At 57.9% G+C, this 19,209-nt stretch carries 15 protein-coding genes; 8 read left to right on the top strand and 7 right to left on the bottom strand.

Annotated features, from left to right (window positions below; genetic code table 11):
• Positions 1–11: 11 nt before the first annotated feature.
• From edd to E8M78_RS14395, 5 genes are all read right to left on the bottom strand, one after another.
• Complete coding sequence (edd, locus tag E8M78_RS14415; protein WP_137135675.1) at positions 12–1,832, bottom strand: phosphogluconate dehydratase; 1,821 nt, start codon at positions 1,830–1,832, stop codon at positions 12–14.
• Positions 1,833–1,938: 106 nt separating this feature from the next.
• Positions 1,939–2,637: a 6-phosphogluconolactonase gene (gene pgl / locus E8M78_RS14410; protein WP_137135674.1), complete on the bottom strand. Its 699-nt coding sequence runs from the start codon at positions 2,635–2,637 to the stop codon at positions 1,939–1,941.
• Between the two features lie 4 nt (positions 2,638–2,641).
• On the bottom strand, positions 2,642–4,114 hold the full coding sequence (gene zwf, locus E8M78_RS14405) for a glucose-6-phosphate dehydrogenase (protein WP_137135673.1): 1,473 nt from the start codon (positions 4,112–4,114) through the stop codon (positions 2,642–2,644).
• Between the two features lie 91 nt (positions 4,115–4,205).
• Positions 4,206–5,492 carry an FAD-binding oxidoreductase gene (locus E8M78_RS14400; RefSeq protein WP_137135672.1) on the bottom strand — a complete coding sequence of 429 codons (1,287 nt, stop codon included), beginning with the start codon at positions 5,490–5,492 and terminating at the stop codon, positions 4,206–4,208.
• Positions 5,493–5,505: 13 nt separating this feature from the next.
• A complete protein-coding gene (locus E8M78_RS14395; RefSeq protein ID WP_137135671.1) occupies positions 5,506–6,945 on the bottom strand; it encodes a glutamine synthetase family protein in 1,440 nt (479 codons plus the stop codon).
• Positions 6,946–7,075: 130 nt separating this feature from the next.
• Between E8M78_RS14395 and E8M78_RS14390 the strand changes: the two genes are divergently transcribed.
• The 3 genes from E8M78_RS14390 to E8M78_RS24065 all read left to right on the top strand — a co-directional run bounded on the left by E8M78_RS14390 (position 7,076) and on the right by E8M78_RS24065 (position 11,502).
• Positions 7,076–8,278, top strand: coding sequence for an NAD(P)/FAD-dependent oxidoreductase (locus E8M78_RS14390; RefSeq protein WP_137135939.1), 1,203 nt, complete (start codon positions 7,076–7,078; stop codon positions 8,276–8,278).
• A gap of 193 nt (positions 8,279–8,471) precedes the next feature.
• Positions 8,472–11,009 carry a HAMP domain-containing methyl-accepting chemotaxis protein gene (locus tag E8M78_RS14385; RefSeq protein ID WP_137135670.1) on the top strand — a complete coding sequence of 846 codons (2,538 nt, stop codon included), beginning with the start codon at positions 8,472–8,474 and terminating at the stop codon, positions 11,007–11,009.
• A gap of 370 nt (positions 11,010–11,379) precedes the next feature.
• The gene (locus E8M78_RS24065; RefSeq protein ID WP_281405070.1) at positions 11,380–11,502 is read left to right on the top strand and encodes a hypothetical protein; all 123 of its coding nucleotides are present in this window, start codon (positions 11,380–11,382) and stop codon (positions 11,500–11,502) included.
• Between the two features lie 212 nt (positions 11,503–11,714).
• Here E8M78_RS24065 and E8M78_RS14380 read toward each other — a convergent pair whose 3' ends face one another.
• Entirely contained in the window at positions 11,715–11,951 is a 237-nt protein-coding gene (locus E8M78_RS14380; RefSeq protein WP_137135669.1) for a hypothetical protein, read from the bottom strand.
• A gap of 98 nt (positions 11,952–12,049) precedes the next feature.
• Positions 12,050–13,339 (bottom strand): isocitrate lyase, encoded by a 1,290-nt coding sequence (aceA, locus tag E8M78_RS14375; RefSeq protein WP_137135668.1) that lies wholly within the window; start codon positions 13,337–13,339, stop codon positions 12,050–12,052.
• A gap of 215 nt (positions 13,340–13,554) precedes the next feature.
• On the opposite strand from aceA, the gene E8M78_RS14370 reads away from it, so the two are divergent.
• The 5 genes from E8M78_RS14370 to E8M78_RS14350 all read left to right on the top strand — a co-directional run bounded on the left by E8M78_RS14370 (position 13,555) and on the right by E8M78_RS14350 (position 19,206).
• Positions 13,555–14,973 carry an XRE family transcriptional regulator gene (locus E8M78_RS14370; protein ID WP_137135667.1) on the top strand — a complete coding sequence of 473 codons (1,419 nt, stop codon included), beginning with the start codon at positions 13,555–13,557 and terminating at the stop codon, positions 14,971–14,973.
• 221 nt (positions 14,974–15,194) lie between these two features.
• A complete protein-coding gene (locus E8M78_RS14365; RefSeq protein WP_137135938.1) occupies positions 15,195–16,232 on the top strand; it encodes a polyamine ABC transporter substrate-binding protein in 1,038 nt (345 codons plus the stop codon).
• Positions 16,233–16,300: 68 nt separating this feature from the next.
• Positions 16,301–17,467 carry an ABC transporter ATP-binding protein gene (locus E8M78_RS14360; RefSeq protein ID WP_137135666.1) on the top strand — a complete coding sequence of 389 codons (1,167 nt, stop codon included), beginning with the start codon at positions 16,301–16,303 and terminating at the stop codon, positions 17,465–17,467.
• Between the two features lie 10 nt (positions 17,468–17,477).
• Complete coding sequence (locus E8M78_RS14355) at positions 17,478–18,386, top strand: ABC transporter permease subunit (protein ID WP_137135665.1); 909 nt, start codon at positions 17,478–17,480, stop codon at positions 18,384–18,386.
• Between the two features lies 1 nt (position 18,387).
• On the top strand, positions 18,388–19,206 hold the full coding sequence (locus tag E8M78_RS14350; protein ID WP_137135664.1) for an ABC transporter permease: 819 nt from the start codon (positions 18,388–18,390) through the stop codon (positions 19,204–19,206).
• The last annotated feature ends 3 nt before the right edge of the window (positions 19,207–19,209 follow it).

Here is a 19,209-nt window from a genome sequence, read left to right as displayed (position 1 = left end):
AGCCTACCAGCTCACTCGAAAAACACGCTGGCGCCCTGATCGGCAGGGCCGACATGGCGGCGGAAGGGCGCGAAGAGTTCGCGGCCCATGCCGAATTCGTTGGCGTCGAGATTGGCTTCCGCAGGCGGGCGCACTTCGAACTCTGCCGCATCCACCAGAACTTCCAGCGTGCCGTTGACGGCATCGAGGCGAATGAGGTCGCCCGTCTGAATGCGGGCGATCGGACCGCCGTCAGAGGCTTCTGGCGTGACGTGGATGGCGGCGGGCACCTTGCCGGATGCGCCGGACATACGGCCATCGGTCACCAGCGCCACCTTGAAGCCACGGTCCTGAAGCACGCCGAGCGGCGGAGTGAGGCGGTGCAGTTCCGGCATGCCATTGGCCTTCGGGCCCTGGAAGCGGACGACGGCGATGAAATCCTTGTTCAACTCTCCCTTCTTGAAGGCGTCCTGCAATTCCTGCTGATCGTGGAAAACGATGGCCGGTGCTTCGATCACATGGCGCTCAGGCTTGACGGCGGAAATCTTGATAACGCCCTTGCCGAGATTGCCGGTCAGCATTTTCAGACCGCCCGTCGGCTGGAAGGGTGTTTCGATTTTCGTCAGAACCTTCGCATCGCCGCTTGTCTCCGCGCTCTGCTCGCGCACGACGGCGCCGTTTTCATCCAGTCGCGCTTCCACGGTGTAAGCGTCGAGCCCCTGACCGAATACGGTGCGGACATCGTCATGCAACATGCCGGTTTTCAGAAGCTGCTTGATCAGGAAGCCCATGCCGCCGGCCGCATGGAAATGGTTCACATCCGCAAGACCATTGGGGTAAACGCGCGCAAGAAGTGGCACGGTGTCGGACAGTTCGGAAATATCTTGCCAGGTCAACACAATGCCCGCAGCGCGCGCCATGGCAACGAGGTGCATCGTGTGGTTCGTCGAGCCACCCGTGGCATGTAGACCGACGACGCCGTTGACGATGGATCGCTCGTCGATCATCTCTCCCGCCGGGGTGAACTCATTGCCAAGGCCGGTAATCGAAAGCGCCCGCTTGACCGCCTCGCGGGTAAGGGCTTCGCGCAGCGGCGTGCCCGGATTGACGAAGGAGGCTCCCGGCATATGGAAACCCATGATTTCCATCAGCATCTGGTTGGAATTCGCCGTGCCATAGAACGTGCAGGTGCCAGGACCATGATAGGACTTGGATTCTGCTTCCAGAAGCTCGGCGCGACCGACCTTGCCTTCGGCATAGAGCTGGCGAATGCGGGACTTTTCATCGTTGGGCAGACCGGATGTCATAGGACCGGCCGGAATAAAAACAGCGGGCAGATGCCCGAATGTCAACGCCGCAATCACCAGACCCGGAACGATCTTGTCGCAAATGCCGAGATAGACGGCTGCATCGAACATGTTGTGCGACAGGCCGATGCCCGCTGCCATGGCAATCGCATCGCGGGAGAAGAGAGAAAGCTCCATGCCCGGCTGACCCTGCGTCACGCCATCGCACATGGCAGGCACAGCGCCGGCAACCTGTGCCACGCCACCGGCTTCCCGCGCCGCCTCTCGAATGATCGGCGGAAAGATCTCATAGGGCTGATGGGCAGAGAGCATGTCGTTATAGGCGGTGATGATGCCGAGGTTCGGCACGACATCGCCTGCAAGAGCAGTCTTTTCCGAGGGGGAACAGACAGCGAAGCCATGGGCAAGATTGCCGCAGGAGAGGGTGGAGCGATGAACGCCGCGGGAAATGGCGCGCTGGACCCTGTCGAGATAGACTTCGCGATGCGGCTTGGAACGCTCGACAATACGGCGGGTGATTGCTTCAATGCTCGAATGGGCAGCCATGCTCAATCCTCCTTAGTGCGCGCCAACATGGCTTGGGAGGCCGCGTCGGCACAAAGTGTGTTCATGTTGGTGGTGCGCCGCTATTTGAGGCTGCGCGAGGGCTGCCTCACGGCGCCCAGTAAATCTCGACAGTCGATGGCGCGCGGTTCAACATGGCGCGGATCGGCATCTCGAACACGTCCGTTCCAGCTTCGGCCTTTTCCAGAACCTCTTTCTTCGCATCACCTTCGATGTGAAGAACGAGAAAGCGGGCATCGGCAAGGCTCGGAAAGGTAAAGGTCAACCGCTCTTCGCCCGCGCCTTCCGCTTCCATCGTCATCACGCCGCGTGGCGCATCGGCATCGATAGCGCGCGCCAGATGGTTGCCTCCCGGGAAGAAAGATGCCGTATGGCCGTCTGCTCCCATCCCAAGGATGACCACGTCGAAGGGATTGCCGATATCGGCGGTTTTCTCCGTGGCGATCGCCGCCGCCTGTAGGGCGGAGGCGACATTTTGGTACAGTGGCTGGAAGTTTGCAGCCGCAGCCCGGTTCTTCAACAGGTGCGTTGCGACCAGCAAATGGTTGGAGCGCGGATTGTCGGCCGGAACGAACCGTTCGTCCACCAGCGTAATCGTCACGAGGCTCCAGTCGAGATCATGCGCCGACAGGTCTTCAAACAACCGCTTCGGTGTTGATCCGCCGGACACCGCCATGGATGCGCTGCCGCGGGCAGCAATCGCATCGCGCAGGTGTTTCGCGATATCCGTGGCCAGATGTCTGGCCAGCGCGTTCGCGTCTGCGAAGGAATGAAGACGTGCCGCCATGATATTATCCTTCGTGCCAGGTTCTGCCGTCACGCTCGATCAGAGCGATGGATTGGCTGGGGCCCCATGTTCCAGCTGTGTAACCTTGCGCCAGTTGGCCGGTGGTTTCCCAGCCCTTTAGGATCGGGTCCACCCAGCGCCATGCGGCTTCCACTTCGTCGCGACGCATGAACAGCGTTTGGTTGGAACGGATCACGTCCATCAGGAGCCGCTCATAGGCATCCGGATTGCGAACATTGAAGGCTTCGGCAAAGCTCATGTCGAGAGAGACGTTGCGCAGGCGCATTCCACCCGGACCCGGATCCTTGATCATCAGCGACTGCTTGACACCTTCATCCGGCTGCAGGCGAATGATCAGCTGGTTTGCCGTGATGCGGCCGGCCGCGTTCTCGAAGATGTTGTGCGGGATCGGTTTGAAGGTGATCACGATTTCCGACATGCGGCTGGTCAATCGCTTGCCCGTCCGAATGTAGAAGGGAACGCCCGCCCAGCGCCAGTTATTGATCTCGGCCTTGATTGCTACAAAGGTCTCGGTGTTGGACACGCCACCTTCAAGCTCTTCCAGATAGCCTTTGACGGGGCCACCTGCAGAGGCACCGGCACGGTATTGTCCGCGCACGGTCATCTGCTCGACATTTCTGTCGTTGATGGGCTTCAATGCGCGCAGCACCTTGAGCTTCTCATCGCGAACCGCTTCGGAATCCAGCGAGGACGGCACTTCCATTGCCACGAGGCAAAGAAGCTGCAGGATATGGTTCTGCACCATGTCACGCAGCGCGCCAGCCGTATCGTAATAGCCTGCGCGGCCTTCCAGACCGACTGATTCCGCTACGCTGATCTGCACGTGGTCGATGTACTGTGCATTCCAGAGCGGTTCATACAACGCGTTGGCAAAGCGCAGCGCCATCAGGTTCTGCACTGTCTCCTTGCCGAGATAGTGGTCGATGCGGAAGATCTGCTCTTCCTTGAACACCTTGCCAATCGTATCATTGAGCTCAAGCGCAGACGCGAGGTCACGGCCAATCGGCTTCTCCACCACGATGCGGGTTGATTTCGTGATCAGCTTATGGTCGCGGATCTTTTCCGAAATGGCACCGAAAATGGCAGGCGATACGGCAAGATAGAAGGCGCGAACGCGATCCTTGCCGTCGTCCAGAAGCTTCTTCAGTTTATCCCACCCACCGTCGGATTTCGCGTCGACAGATACGTAGAACAGCCGATCAAGGAAAGTCTTTACCTGCGCATCGTCATACTCGCCGGGCTTCAGATGCTCCTTCAGCGCCGTATCGGCAAATTTGCGAAACTCCTCGTCACTCAAGGCACTGCGAGAGGCGCCGATAATGCGGGTCGGCTCAGTAAACTGACCCTCGATCTGGCGATGATAAAGCGCGGGAAGCAGCTTGCGCTCTGCAAGGTCTCCGGTGCCGCCAAAGACGACATAGTCAAAGGGTTCCACGGGAATGATCTGGCTGCTCATGCCTAACTCTTTCGAAGTTCGGGGTTGCGTACTCAATAATCTAATCGATTTAAAAAAGCCAGCCCCTTTCAGCGCGGAACTGCTTTTCAGGTTAGAACCGGTCGCGCAGCGCGTACCATGTCAGCGCGAGGAACAATAGCGGGCTTCGAAAACGCATGCCGCCGGGGAATGGTGGAACTTTCAATTCCTTCAGGATATCCAACTCGTTGCTGTTTCCAGCAATGGCGTCAGCATACATCTTGCCGGAATAGTTTGATAGCATGACACCATGGCCGGAAAAGCCGCCGATTGAGGTTACGCCGGGCATCACCTCCCTGACAAAGGGCTTGCGCGGCATGGTGATTCCCACCGAGCCGCCCCAGCCATGCGTGATGCGGATGTCCTTCAATTCGGGATAGATGTCCGCGATCTGCCTGCGAATATGCTTCGAAATGTCGCGCGGACTGTCGGCGGTATAGGCTTCGCGTCCGCCAAACAGCAGCCTGTTGTCGCGGCTTTTGCGGAAATAGCGGACCACGAAACGCGAATCGGCCACCGCCTCCGAGCCGGGCAGAATGTTCGGAAATGCGTCGAGCGGTTCGGTCGCCCCAATGAAAGAGCGGATCGGCATGACATGCGCCGCTGTCTGAGGCTCCAGATTGCCGATATAGGCGTTGGTTGCAATCAGCACCCGTTCTGCGGTTATGGTCCCGCGCGGGGTATCGATCGCCGTTTTTCCGCTTGCGTGGCGAATGGCATTTGCCGGTGTCATCTCATGAATTCTGGCGCCCGCCTGTGCGGCAACGCGTGCAAGCCCTACGAGCAGTTTCAGCGGATGAATGTGTCCCGTACCCATGTCGCGAATGCCATGGTGATAACGGCTTGAGCCGAGGCGCTCGACTGTCTCTTCGCGATCCATGAAAAGAACATGCGGATAATTATAGCGCGTCGCCAGTACCTCTGCCGAGCGCCGATAATCCTTCTCATAGGCGTGTTTGTGCGACACGTTCATCTGGCCGGGCATGTATTCCATATCGATGCCATGGATCTCTGCAAACTCCAGCAGGTGCCGCTTGGCGTTCTCGGCCATGTCGAATAGGGCCTTTGCCCGCTGGTAGCCAAGCTCTTCCTCCTGCTCGTCCGGCCATGCCCGCTGACCGGTGCCGAGCTGGCCGCCGTTTCGGCCAGAGGCGCCGTCTCCGAAACGCGAAGCCTCGATGAGAACGACCGATGCTCCACGCTTGGCAAGATTGTAGGCCGCCTGTAGCCCTGTATAGCCGCCACCGATGATTGCGACATCCGCGGTTGTGGAGCCATCAAGGGGCGGGTAGTCCGGCCGTTCTCCAAGGCATTCCTGATACCAGGAAATTCCAGGTGCGATCGGGCTTTGCCAGTTCATGTCCTGTCCCGCATCAAACGTTCAAGAGCAGGAATTCGCGCTCCCATGGGCTGATCACCTGCATGAATGTTTCGAACTCGCCGCGCTTTACACCCGCGTAGAGGCCAATGAACTCTTCGCCGAAAACCTCTTCCAGTGCCGACTCGCCCTCCAGAAGTGCTACAGCCTCCAAAAGGCCGCGCGGTAGCTCGATTGAACCCTCATTGGCGGAGTCATAAGTGGGTTCGGTCGGCTCAATACCTTTCATAATACCCAGCCAGCCGCAGGCAAGCGATGCGGCCAGAGCCAGATAGGGGTTGGCGTCCGAGCTTGGCAGCCGGTTTTCCACGCGTCGGGCCGCCGGTTCCGAAATTGGAACGCGGAAGGCGGTGGTACGGTTGTCATAGCCCCAGGCGTTGTTGACCGGACAGGACATGTCCGGCGTCAGGCGGCGGTAGGAGTTTACATAAGGAGCAAACATCACCAGCGAACTGGGTACATATTTTTGCATGCCGCCTATGAAGTGGAAGAAGGCGCGCGAGGGCGTTCCATCCTCATTGGAGAAAATGTTCTTGCCCGTCTTTGTGTCCACCACAGATTGATGAATATGCATGGCAGAACCCGGCTGCCCCTGCATGGGTTTGGCCATGAAGGTGGCATAAATACCATGTTTCAGCGCAGCTTCGCGAATGGTGCGTTTGAAGAGGAAAACCTGATCCGCGAGTTGGATGGGGTCGCCGTGGCGAAGGTTGATTTCAAGTTGTGCCGGCCCATCCTCATGAATCAGCGTGTCGATCTCCAGTCCCTGTTTTTCGGAGAAATGGTAGATGTCGTCGATCAACTCGTCGAATTCGTTGATCCCGGCAATCGAGTAGCCCTGACCGCCAACGATCGAGCGGCCAGATCTGCCTTTCGGTGGATGCAGCGGATAGTCCGGATCTTCGTTGATTGCCACGAGATAGAATTCGATTTCCGGCGCAACGACTGCTTTCCAGCCTTTTTCCTCGTAAAGACGCAGCACGTTTTTCAGCACATTGCGCGGCGTGTAGGGCACTTGTTCGCCCGTCGTGCCAACAACATCGCAAATCACCTGCGCGGTCGGATCCGTTTCCCAGGGAACGACGGAAAGTGTCGAAAGATCGGGCACAAGCTTCAGGTCGCTGTCGCGCGGTTCGTAGCGAAAGTTCTCCGTCTCATCCGGATATTCGCCGGAAATCGTATGCCGATAAAGCGCAGACGGGAGCGCGAGCGAGGTATTCGAAGTGAACTTCGATGTCGGCATCATTTTGCCGCGCGGCACGCCCGCAAGATCCGGCGTGATGCATTCTACATCCTCGATGCCGCGCGCCTTCAACCATGCGATGGCCTCGGGCCAGCTTGCCACGCCACGCAGCGAGGTCAACGGAGGTTTTGCTGTCGCTGATTTGAGTACACGCGTTGAACCAGGGACAGAGGACTTTTTTCTGGGCGGCATGATTCACCGGTCGTTGTTGACGATAGCAGCACATCATAGTCGCAACCACATGATTGGCGAGGGGGCCGCATTGACTTTATCGGCATTCCGACAAACACAGAAGCCGGAAATGACCAAGGGACTGCGGGCGATGAAGCCGATGTATGATGTGATTGTGCTGGGTGCGGGCGCTGCGGGCATGATGTGTGCGGCGCAGGCAGGTCAAAAAGGCTGCTCGGTCCTGATGCTGGATCATGCGCGCTCACCGGGCGAGAAGATCCGTATCTCCGGTGGCGGGCGTTGCAACTTCACTAATATTCACGCCAGCCCCGCAAACTACATTTCCGGCAACCGGCATTTCGCCAAATCCGCGCTTGCACGCTACTCGGCAAAGGATTTCGTTGCCCTCGTCGATTCCTATCGTATCCCTTGGCACGAAAAGACGCTCGGCCAATTGTTCTGCGATGACAGCGCCAAGGACATCGTGCGGATGTTGCTCGAAGAAATGCGCAAGGGACAGGTAGAACTGCAGTTGCAGCAGACGATCTCCGCGGTCGAGAAGACGATTGACGGTTTCCGGGTTCGCCTTGAGCAGACGGACATTGAGGCCAAGGCCGTGGTCGTTGCCACGGGTGGCAAGTCCATTCCCAAGATGGGCGCCACCGGCTTCGCCTACAGACTGGCGGAGCAGTTTGGTATTGCTGTGACGGAGACCCGGCCGGCTCTGGTGCCATTGACTCTCGATCCGGTGCTGCTTGAAAAGCTCGCGCCGCTGTCTGGCGTCGCGGTCGATGCGCGGGCATCCTGTGGGAAGACCGGCTTCGAAGAGGCGCTGTTGTTTACCCATCGCGGCCTGAGCGGACCTGCCATTTTGCAGATATCTTCATACTGGCGCGAGGGTGAAACAATCGGTCTTCATCTCCGTCCGGATTTGAACATCATGCAGCGATTGAAGGATGCCAGGCAGGCCAACGGCAAGCAGGCGATCCAGACCGTCCTTGGCGACATTCTGCCGAAACGCTTGGGCCAATACCTGTGCGACGAGAACGGGTTCTCCGGAACCATGGCCGAGCAGAGCGACCGCAAGCTTCAGGCAGTTTGCGACAGTCTCCAGAATTGGCAGATCTGCCCGGCAGGCTCTGAGGGGTATCGCACGGCAGAGGTAACGCTTGGTGGGGTGGATACGAACGAACTTGACCAACGTTCTATGCAGACGCGCGCAGTGCCGGGCCTCTTCTTCATCGGCGAGGCCGTGGATGTCACCGGGTGGCTGGGTGGCTACAATTTTCAATGGGCCTGGTCCTCAGGCTTTGTCTGTGCCGAAGCCTTGGCGAATTATGCAGCCAGAGCGTGAATTAGCGAATTTGTGAAGTCTGAGATTGCTAAAAGCACTAGTTTCTCGAAAACCACTAATTAACAATTTTAAAATTTAAATCCGATTCCTGCTTTGTTTATTTTTCGTTCATTGCTGGGTGCGAGAACTTGGGAGAACGGTCCGACTGAGACCGGAAGCGCTGGATCAGCGACAAGAATTCAAGGGGAAAAGCATGATGATTGATCGCATGCTCGCACGTTTCAAAATTCAGACAAAGGTCATTGCCTTCATCGTTCCTTTCGTTGTCAGCATCTCCGCGGTTGGCCTTTCTGGTCTGTACGCGTCGAGCCTGCTGCAGTCGCGCATGGATATGTCTAATTCGGTGCTTCAGTCGCTCAGCGGCTTTAAGGATGTCTATTCCGGCATGGGTTCCTTCCTCCAGAATACAACGGAAGAGGCCCGCTCCAACCTGAAGAAACAGATCGACATGCAGTCGAGCCTTTTGAAATCCGTCCGTTCAGGCGCCAATTCCGATGAGAGCCTGGCGGAAATCGAAAGCGCGGTGAAGGGAACGGATGCTATCGGCTCACGGGTCGATCAGCTTTGGACGCAGTATCAGCAGGAAAGGTCGGTCCGTCAGAGCCTCGACAGTGGCCTTGCCACTTTGGTGCGCAGCCAGACGGACTTGCTCAATTATGCGACGAGCGCGCGCGAAAACCTTGCCTCCGATGAAACCAAGGCAAAGTCGCTTCTGCGTGATGCCGAGAAGCTGACGCGCGGCGCCAATGTCATTGCAAAGCTGGTTGCCGACTTTAATGGAAAGACCGTTCCCCAGGAGAAAATGGATGTTCTGAAGGAGCAGATCGGCGAATTTGCCTCGGCTGTTACTTCCATCGCAGAATCGCTGCCGCCGGAGCAGCAGGCTCTGGCTGGCCAGTTGACGGACAACCTGAAGCAGATCCGGGATCTTATGGCGGTTCCGACGCCCAGTGAAACGACGGTGGATAGCATCGATCGCATTGTCAATTTGATGCGCCCGTTTTCCATCCGTCTTCAGGGTATCTCGACGCTGAAGGCCCGTCAGGCGATGGAGGTTTTTGGTCAGCTGGATGAGCCGATTGCACGCGCCACCCAGTTCCTGGCGACGACCCGCCAGATCTTCGATGCCATCCGAGCTGTTGAGCTCAAATCCGCGCAATATGTTGCCAAGCCCAGCGCAGACGGTTTGCGGGAATTGCAGGATGCATTGATGACGCTTGAAATTCCTGTCGGCGTGCTTGAGACGGACAAGAATTCGTCGGAGCAGGTCCGCCAGCGTGCGGCTGCCATGCTGCCGATTTCGGCGACCATGGATAAAGACGCGAGCTCGCTTCTGGAAATTTCCACGAAACGTGCTGCCGAATTTAAAGCCGCTGCGGCAGACATAGATCGCATCTGGACGACATTGACGCGCTTCGCCGCGGCACAGCGGGATGCAGCTGGCGCCGAGCGCGACAAGGCCAATCAGATTTCTGTGACAGCCATGATGCTGGGTATCCTGGTGGCTATCTTTGCGGGTATCGGGCTTGTCTTTACCTTCAAGGGGCCGATCCTCGCGATCTCTGCTGCCATGCGCCGCCTTGCATCGGGTGATCTCGAGACTTCTATCGAAGGCGAGCAGCGCCGTGATGAGATCGGCGATATGGCCCGTGCTCTCGGTGTTTTCAAGGAAAACGCACAAGAGAAGGTTCGTATCGAAACCGCCGGCGAGCAGGAGCGCGCGGCAGCAGATGAAGAGCGCCGCCGCAATGAGCTTGAGAAGCAGGAGGCCGACCGTCAGATCCAGTTCGCAGTCGGTGCGCTCGCCCAGGGTCTGGAAAGGCTGGCTGCAGGAGATGTGTCCTCCACGATCGACACGCCGTTTGTGGGGCGACTGGAACAGCTGCGTGTCGATTTCAACAAGTCGTTGACGCGCCTGCAGGATACCATCGGTCTCATTCAGGAAAATGTTGTCGCCATTCAGGGTAATGTCCGACAGATGTCGCAATCGACTGACGACCTGTCGCGGCGCACTGAAACGCAGGCTGCTTCGTTGGAGCAGACTGCGGCAGCCGTCAGCGAGGTAACCTCGAATGTTCGCTCCGCAGCCGACCGGGCGCGCGAGGCACATGCCATCGTTGATGACACGCGTCGCAATACGGATGGATCGCTGATCATCGTTCGCAATGCCGTATCAGCGATGCAGCGCATCGAAGGTGCTTCGCAAAAAATCGGTCAGATCACGGAAGTCATCGATGCGATTGCCTTCCAGACAAACCTGCTGGCGCTGAATGCCGGTGTGGAAGCTGCACGCGCAGGAGAAGCCGGAAAGGGCTTTGCTGTGGTTGCCCAGGAAGTGCGCGAACTGGCGCAGCGTTCTGCGGGTGCAGCCAAGGAGATCAAGGAATTGATCACCGCTTCGACGATCGAAGTGGACAAGGGGTCTGATCTTGTCCAGCAGACGGGACAGGCTTTGGAGACGATCGGCGATCAGGTCACGCGTATCGCGCAGCAGGTCGAAAGCATTGCGCATGCGTCGCGTGATCAGTCTTCGGCTCTGCAGGAAGTCAACGGTGCCGTGAACCAGATGGACCAGCTGACCCAGCAGAACGCGGCCATGGTGGAAGAAACCAGTGCCGCCAGCCGTCAGCTTGCAGACGAGGCAGATCAACTGGTCGAACTGCTGCAGCAGTTCAAGGTCGCTTCTCAGGCTACGGTCCAGCACGGTTACGGCAGGCATCGGGCGGCATAGAGCATTTCCAGGAAAAGTGGCTTCCGGTTTTCCGTCCGGAAATGCGTGGAATCAAGAGCATTTCCAGGAAAAGTGGCTTCCGGTTTTCCGTCCGGAAATGCGTGGAAGTCTACGAAACGGGCCGTTTCCTTGTTTCAGGTACATGCGGAAACGATTTTCTGCCATCGTCCTTGAGATGTAGCCTTGAACCTCCCGGCGTAAAGTTGGGAGGTTCTTTACTATGTGCGCATCAGAGACAATCGCCTCTCCCCGTACCTTCAGGAGTTGTTAAGTCTCGTGTCCCATGCTGATCTCCTGCGTTAGTTGGTACGTAAGCCATCACGCAGCTCGAGACCAATCGAGCGTAGCGTATCAGTCAGAGGATCATGCCATGCAGAAACAACGTGCACGTGCCATCGCTCTCACCATCGCAAAGGACCAGGCGCAATTCCGCCTCCGTCTTCTCGCAGTGTCCGGTTTTGCTAGTCTGGCACTTCTCTGCTTGTCTCTTTGATAGGAATTCTCAGCCCGGTTTCTTGGGTGAGACCAACCGGAAAAGCGCCTTGCGTGCAGCGCAAGTCGCTGTTTTCAAAGAACGTGCGCAGCAATTCTGCTTTGGCGAGACAGTCGCCGTATGGTGCCGCTCCGCCCGTTCTCACCTGAAAGGTTACAAAAAGGGCGGATCGTCCAGACCCGCCCTTTGTTGTGTCTGATGTCGTATAGGCTCTACCGAGGCTGAGCAACGACAACCGGTGTCATGAGGTCGCCCCAGTTACCGTTTCCGCCATGGTGGCGGGCTGAGCGGACAAGCTCAACCGAAACGCCTGCCTCTACCGCTTTCATCACGGCGTGGTTCAGCCGGTGCAGTTCGTTTGCAAGTATGCGGATGGCGGATTGCTGGTCGGCGCTCATGGATGTCGCCTGTTCTTCGGCGCGTTCCTTGACTCGGGTCTGGGGTGTCATGGCATTTCTCCTCTTGTGTTGGGGGTTCTTGAATACTTTCAGATTGGATTGAAGCCTCGCCCTTGAGGTCAGGTTGGGGAGGGCGAGGCTTCGTGAGCTCACTCCGCTGCAGGGCGGAACTGCTCATGCTCGGTCGATTCCTTCATCGCTGTCGTGGAGGACTGGCCACCGCTGATGGCAAGCGAGACGGCATCGAAATAGCCGGTACCCACTTCGCGTTGATGCTTCGTGGCTGTGTAGCCATTGATCTCGGCGGCAAATTCCGCCTCTTGCAGCTCCGAATAGGCCGCCATCTGGCGCTCCTTGTAGCCGCGCGCCAGTTCGAACATGCCGTAGTTCAACTGATGGAAGCCAGCCAGCGTGATGAACTGGAACTTGTAGCCCATGGCGCCCAGCTCGCGCTGGAACTTCGCAATGGTCGCATCGTCGAGATTTTTCTTCCAGTTAAACGATGGCGAGCAGTTGTAGGCAAGCTTCTTGCCCGGATGCGCCTTGTGCACGGCTTCGGCAAACTTGCGCGCCTGTTCGAGATCAGGCTTGCCGGTCTCCATCCAGATCAGATCGCAATGAGGCGCATAGGCGATGGCGCGAGCGATGCAGGGCTCGATGCCGTTCTTGACCTGATAGAAACCTTCGGATGTGCGTCCGGCATTGTAATCCACGAAGGGACGGTCCCGCTCGTCGATGTCGGATGTCAGCAGTTTTGCCGCTTCCGCATCGGTTCGCGCTACGATCAACGTGGGAACGCCCATGATGTCGGCTGCCAGGCGTGCAGCGTTCAGGTTGCGGATATGCGCAGCGGTCGGGATCAGAACCTTGCCGCCCAGATGGCCGCACTTCTTTTCCGAAGCCAGCTGATCCTCGAAATGTACGCCTGCGGCACCGGCTTCAATGAAGGCCTTCATGATTTCGAAAGCGTTCAAGGGTCCGCCAAAGCCGGCTTCCGCATCGGCAACGATGGGTGCGAACCAGGTCTCGACAGAGAGACCCTTGCCTTCGGCGGTCTCGATCTGGTCTGCCCGCTGCAGGGTGCGGTTGATGCGCTTGGCAAGCTCCGGCGCCGCATTGGCCGGGTAGAGCGATTGGTCCGGATACATGGCAGAAGCCGTGTTGGCATCTGCCGCTACCTGCCAGCCAGAGAGGTAAATGGCCTTCAATCCTGCGCGAACCATCTGCATGGCCTGATTGCCCGACAGTGCGCCGAGCGCATTGACGAAGTCTTCGCGGTCGAGCAACTCCCACAGACGGATCGCGCCACGCTCTGCCAGCGAATACTTGATCTCGACCGAGCCGCGCAGACGCTTCACATCGTCTGCCGTGTACGGACGCTCGATGCCGTCAAAGCGGCCTTTGGGTGCGGTTGGAACGAGATTGTAAAACTCTGTCATGATGCTCTCTCCCGATATGTTTCCGCAGCTAAGGATGAAGGCCTTCGCTGCGCTTCGATGAGAGAAGATTTACATTGCATTGCGAAATGACGCTAGAAAATAAGCAAAATCAGCATGATGAAAGAGGTTAGGATGTGTTGCAATTTACAAATCGGATTGTAAACTTGTCAAAATTGTAAATTCTCCTTCTGTTGGCGATTGTCAAAGGATGTGACATGGTTGAGCGCAAGATTTTTGCAGGACCCAAAGTGCGGCGCTTGCGACAGAGTCTGGATCTGACCCAGACGGCCATGGCGGAGGGGCTCGGCATTTCGCCATCCTACTTGAACCTCATCGAGCGAAATCAGCGGCCCTTGACGGTTCAATTGCTGCTCAGGCTGGCGTCCGTCTACAAGGTCGATCTGGAGCAGTTGCAGGCCGAAGGTGGTGGTGCAACGGCTCAGTTGCGGGAAGTCTTTGCCGATCCGCTGCTGGCGGGCGAAATTCCCGGCGATCAGGAACTGGTCGATCTCGCCGAAGGGGCTCCGAATGCGGCAGGCGGCATCCTGAAACTGTATCGCGCCTATCGGGAGCAGGCGGTCAGACTTTCTGATCTCGCGGAAATCCTGGCACGTGAAGGCCATGAGACATCTATCTCCGGAACCAGATTGCCGATTGATCTCGTGCGGGAAAAGCTCGAGGGACGCTCCAGTTTCTTCGCGCGGATCGAGGAGGCTGCGGAAGCGTTCCTGGCCTCTCTTCCTTCAGCGGATGATCCGGCCGGTCAATTGAAGGCGTGGCTGAAGAGCAGTCACGGCATCTCGGTGCGCATCTTGCCCGTGCACGCCATGCCGATGTTGAGGCGCCGCTATGATCGGCATTCGATGCGGCTGTTCCTTTCGGAGCGGCTTTCTCTTGCGGAGCGTCGTCGCGAAGTGGCGCAGGAGGTAGCCTTGCTGGCCCTGCGGGAAGAGATTGCTCAGGAGCTTCAGGATCTTACGTTGCCAGGTGCAGAGGCGCAGCGAATTGCCCGTTTCGAGCTGGCACGGCTCGGCGCGCTGGCACTGATGATGCCTTACGGTACCTTTCTGGCGGCGGCACAGCGCGCACGTTTCGACGTAGAAACTCTGGCGGCGCGGTTCGATGTGTCTTTCGAGCAGGCGGCATTTCGCCTGTCCATGCTCGGTAGACCCGGCAGTGCGGTGCCGCCGTTTTTCATCATGGAAGTGGATCATGCGGGAAACCATCTGCGTCGCGCGGGCGTACAGGGCTTTCCGAAAGCCAGATTCGGCGGCAACTGTCCGAAGCTCGGTCATCACCTTGCCTTTTCCCAACCCGGTCAAATTCTGGTGGACTGCGTGGAGATGCCGGATGCAACGCGATTCCTGACGATCTGCCGAACCATCGACGGTCCGCACGCGGCCTATGGCGAAAGGCTTCGCCGGACGGCGTTGCTGCTCGGTTGCGAGCTGGAAGCCAGCGCTGACATCATCTATCGACAGGCGGCGGACATGCCTGCGGCACGTGTTCTCACGGGAACCGCGTGCCGTCTCTGCGAGCGGCAGGGCTGTCTGTCCCGGGCAGAGCCTCCGGTCACGCGTCCGCTCGGGCTGGACGAGATGGTGACCGGGCTGAGTGCCTATGACTTCCAATAGTGTCAATTTGAACAAGCCTTGTGCGCTGCCGAACATTTAGGCTTGTGGCACACCTTTTTCCTTTCTACTCTTCTGAAACGACGTACAAATTCCGGGGTGCGTTCGACGCGAAGCCGGAGAAGATTGGAAGAGGAGTTGTTATGAGACAGACCACCTTGCGCATCGTCGCTGTCGGCGCCGCTTTGGCGACGACAATCCTCACGACCTCCGCCCTCCCGACCATGGCATTGGCGCAGGAACGTGTGGTTCATGTCTACAACTGGTCCGACTATATCGATGAATCGATCCTGGAGGACTTCACCAAGGAAACTGGCATCAAGGTTGTCTATGACGTCTTCGACAATAACGAGATCGTCGAGACAAAGCTTCTGGCAGGCGGCTCGGGTTACGATGTCGTGGTGCCCACCGGGCCGTTCCTTGCCCGCCAGATCAGCGCCGGCGTCTTCCAGAAGCTGGACAAGTCCAAGCTGCCGAACCTCTCCAACATGTGGCCGCAGGTCATGGAGCGCCTGGCGAAGTATGATCCCGGCAATCAGTTTGCCGTCAACTATATGTGGGGCACCACCGGCATCGGCTATAATGTCGACAAGGTAAAGGCGGCTCTCGGTGATGTCCCGATCGACAGCTGGGATGTTCTCTTCAAGCCGGAAAACGCCAAGAAGCTGAAAGCCTGTGGCATCAATATTTTGGATGCGTCCGACGAAACCTTTGCAATTGCCATGAACTATCTCGGCAGGAATGCGGACAGCAAGGCCTCAGCCGATCTGGTCGCCGGTGGCGAGGTCTTCAGGAAGATCCGCCCCTATGTGAAGAGCTTCAACTCTTCTGCCTATATCGATGAACTGGCGAACGGAGATACCTGCATCACCATCGGCTGGTCGGGAGATATTCTCCAGGCAAAGAAGCGCGCTGTTGAAGCCAAGAACGGCGTGAAGGTGAAGTACGTGATCCCGAAGGAAGGCACCTACATGTGGTTCGACAATCTGGCGATCCCGGCAGATGCCAAGCATGTCGAGGAAGCGCATGCCTTCATCAACTACCTCATGAAGCCGGAGGTGATCGCCAAGGCATCAAACTTCGTTCAATACGCCAACGGCAACCTCGCCTCGCAGAAGTTCATCGACGAATCCGTCGCCAAGAACCCGTCGGTCTATCCGAACGAGGCGACGCTCGGAAAGCTCTTCACCATCTCGCCCTACGATCCCAAGGCCCAGCGCGTCCTGAACCGCGAGTGGACGTCGATCAAGACCGGCAAATAAGCTTTGAACGAACACATTGCCGGAGGTTCCGGCAATGTGAAACTTTTGGGTGAAGCAGGGGCTCAGGCATGGCCAGATCTTTGGGACCGGTAAAGCGCAAATTCTCTCCCTGGACCGAGCCGCATGCAGTGCCCTTCATCCGCTTTGAGAACATCACCAAGCGTTACGGCGATTTCGTCGCGGTCGATAACCTCTCGCTCGACATCTATGAGCGGGAATTCTTCTCGCTCCTGGGGCCGTCAGGCTGCGGCAAGACCACGCTGATGCGCATGCTCGCGGGCTTTGAGGCGCCAACCGAGGGCCGCATCCTGTTGCAGGGCAGGGATCTCGCCAACACGCCACCCTACAAGCGCCCGACCAATATGATGTTTCAGAGCTATGCGCTCTTCCCGCATATGACGGTCGAGAAGAACATCGCGTTCGGCCTGGAGCAGGATGGCTTGCCGAAGGGCGAAATTTCGGCGCGTGTCGATGAGATGCTGAAGCTGGTGAAGCTGGAAGCGTTTGCCAAGCGCAAGCCCGCACAGCTTTCCGGCGGACAGCGCCAGCGTGTTGCGCTGGCGCGCTCGCTTGCCAAGCGCCCGAAGGTTCTGCTGCTGGACGAGCCGTTGGGTGCTCTCGACCGGAAGCTACGCGAGGAAACGCAGTTCGAACTGATGGATATCCAGCATACGCTCGGACTGACATTCCTGATCGTCACCCACGATCAGGAAGAGGCAATGACCGTATCCGATCGGATTGCGGTGATGGACAAGGGCGTCGTGATGCAGGTTGCGACGCCCGCCGAAATCTATGAGGCGCCGAACACCCGCTATGTCGCCGAGTTCATTGGCGATATCAACATTCTGGAGTGTGCCGTTGTGGCAAACACGGGTGAGGTCCTGCAGCCAGGTCATCCACCGGTCGTCAGACTGGATAGCCAAGGCGTTTCCATCGCCGTGGAGCAGGAATGCGCAGCTGCTGCGGGCACATCCGTCGCCTTCGCCATAAGGCCTGAAAAGGTACGCATCTCGTTGAATCAGCCCGCGGATGTCCATATCAATGCCGTCCATGGCGAGGTCTGGGATATCGGCTATCTGGGAGATTTTTCCGTCTTCCTCGTCAAGCTTGTCGATGGGCGTGTCGTTCGTGCGGCGCAGGCCAATGTGTTGCGTCTCGTCGATCGGCCCATTACCTTCGGCGACATTGTCTGGCTTACCTGGCCGCTTGATGCTGGCCTCGTCTTGACGCGCTAGGGGTGAAGCCATGGCAGAGATTTCAGCCCCGACCCATCGTAGTCCCGCCCGCTGGCTCGTCGTGGCCATACCCTACATCTGGCTTGTGCTGTTCTTTGCCGCGCCCTTCTTCATCATTTTGAAGATATCTCTGTCGGATACGGCCATTGCCATGCCGCCCTATACGCCGGTATTCCAAGGCTTTGGTGATATCGGCTCGTTTTTCGGCGGGCTGGATCTCGATAACTACAGCTTCCTGGCCGAGGACCCGCTCTATCTCGATGCCTATCTCTCCTCCCTGCGTATTGCCTTCATCTCGACGCTCCTGCTTCTGCTGATCGGCTATCCCATGGCGCTGGCCATGGCGCGGGCACCCAGCACCATCCGGCCAACGCTGATGATGCTGGTCATTTTGCCCTTCTGGACCTCCTTTCTTATTCGCGTCTATGCCTGGATCGGCATCCTGAAACCGGAGGGCCTGCTGACGCTTCTGCTTCAGACGCTCCACATTTTGGGGCCGGACGATCAGGTACAAATCTATCGCACCGATTGGGCGGTCTTCATCGGCATCGTTTATTCCTATCTGCCCTTCATGGTCCTTCCGCTTTACGCGGCGCTGGAAAAAATGGATGGCACGCTTCTGGAGGCAGCAAGCGACCTTGGGTGCCCGCCCTGGAAAGCGTTCTGGCGCATCACGTTTCCGCTGTCGTTGCCGGGTGTCATCGCAGGTTCCATGATCTGCTTCATTCCGATCACCGGCGAATTCGTGATCCCCGATCTTCTGGGCGGTGCGAGCACTCTGATGATCGGCAAGACGCTCTGGACCGAGTTCTTCGGCAACCGCGATTGGCCTCTTGCGTCGGCCGTTGCCGTTCTGCTGCTGCTTGCGCTGGTCGTTCCCATCGTCATCTTCCAGAACCAGCAGCGGAAGGTGACGTGACATGAAACCGTCCCGCTTCGACAGCACCGTCCTGACGCTGTGCTTCGCCTTTCTCTATATCCCGATCATCATTCTCATCGTCTATTCGTTCAACGCGTCCAAGCTTGTTACCGTCTGGGGCGGCTTTTCGCTGGAGTGGTACAAGGTGATTTGGAGCAACCAGGGGCTCATGGATGCTGCCTGGGTCACAGCGCGGGTCGGGATGCTGAGCGCGACACTCGGCACGATCCTCGGAACGCTTGCAGCCCTGACGCTGGTGCGCTTTCCGCGCTTCCCGGGACGTGTTCCCTTTACCGGGATGATCTATGCGCCACTCGTCATGCCGGAAGTCATTACCGGTCTGTCGATGTTGCTTCTTTTTGTGGCCATGAACATCGACCGCGGTTTCTGGACGGTCACGATCGCCCATACCACCTTCACCATGTGCTATGTGGCAATCATCGTACAGTCGCGCCTGCTGACCTTCGATCGATCTCTGGAAGAGGCGGCTATGGATCTCGGCTGCCCACCGGTCAAGACCTTCTTCCGCATCACGCTGCCGCTCATCGCGCCGGCCATCATCTCAGGCTGGATGCTGGCCTTCACGCTCTCGCTGGATGATCTGGTGATCGCAAGCTTCACTACCGGGCCCGGAGCCACCACGCTTCCCATCAAGATCTATTCGCAGGTTCGCCTGGGCGTGACGCCGGAAATCAATGCCATCTGTACGATCTTGATCGGTTTCGTGACGATCGGCGTGATTTGCGCATCCATCAGTTCCAAACGGACAGAACTGCGCCGCATCCGCGACGAGCATGATGCCATTCGCGCGGCCACCTGAATT

The organism is Rhizobium sp. FKY42 (genome assembly GCF_005222835.1).
Lineage (GTDB): Bacteria > Pseudomonadota > Alphaproteobacteria > Rhizobiales > Rhizobiaceae > Neorhizobium.
The sequence above is the reverse complement of the archived record's forward strand: the minus strand, read 5'-3'. Positions and strand labels throughout refer to the sequence as shown.

Excerpts from the sequence above, each read along its gene's own strand:
- edd (WP_137135675.1), bottom strand. The coding sequence starts at position 1,832 with ATGGCTGCCCATTCGAGCATTGAAGCAATCACCCGCCGTATTGTCGAG.
- pgl (WP_137135674.1), bottom strand. The coding sequence starts at position 2,637 with ATGGCGGCACGTCTTCATTCCTTCGCAGACGCGAACGCGCTGGCCAGA.
- zwf (WP_137135673.1), bottom strand. The coding sequence starts at position 4,114 with ATGAGCAGCCAGATCATTCCCGTGGAACCCTTTGACTATGTCGTCTTT.
- E8M78_RS14400 (WP_137135672.1), bottom strand. The coding sequence starts at position 5,492 with ATGAACTGGCAAAGCCCGATCGCACCTGGAATTTCCTGGTATCAGGAA.
- E8M78_RS14395 (WP_137135671.1), bottom strand. The coding sequence starts at position 6,945 with ATGCCGCCCAGAAAAAAGTCCTCTGTCCCTGGTTCAACGCGTGTACTC.
- E8M78_RS14390 (WP_137135939.1), top strand. The coding sequence starts at position 7,076 with ATGAAGCCGATGTATGATGTGATTGTGCTGGGTGCGGGCGCTGCGGGC.
- E8M78_RS14385 (WP_137135670.1), top strand. The coding sequence starts at position 8,472 with ATGATGATTGATCGCATGCTCGCACGTTTCAAAATTCAGACAAAGGTC.
- E8M78_RS24065 (WP_281405070.1), top strand. The coding sequence starts at position 11,380 with ATGCAGAAACAACGTGCACGTGCCATCGCTCTCACCATCGCAAAGGAC.
- E8M78_RS14380 (WP_137135669.1), bottom strand. The coding sequence starts at position 11,951 with ATGACACCCCAGACCCGAGTCAAGGAACGCGCCGAAGAACAGGCGACA.
- aceA (WP_137135668.1), bottom strand. The coding sequence starts at position 13,339 with ATGACAGAGTTTTACAATCTCGTTCCAACCGCACCCAAAGGCCGCTTT.
- E8M78_RS14370 (WP_137135667.1), top strand. The coding sequence starts at position 13,555 with ATGGTTGAGCGCAAGATTTTTGCAGGACCCAAAGTGCGGCGCTTGCGA.
- E8M78_RS14365 (WP_137135938.1), top strand. The coding sequence starts at position 15,195 with ATGGCATTGGCGCAGGAACGTGTGGTTCATGTCTACAACTGGTCCGAC.
- E8M78_RS14360 (WP_137135666.1), top strand. The coding sequence starts at position 16,301 with ATGGCCAGATCTTTGGGACCGGTAAAGCGCAAATTCTCTCCCTGGACC.
- E8M78_RS14355 (WP_137135665.1), top strand. The coding sequence starts at position 17,478 with ATGGCAGAGATTTCAGCCCCGACCCATCGTAGTCCCGCCCGCTGGCTC.
- E8M78_RS14350 (WP_137135664.1), top strand. The coding sequence starts at position 18,388 with ATGAAACCGTCCCGCTTCGACAGCACCGTCCTGACGCTGTGCTTCGCC.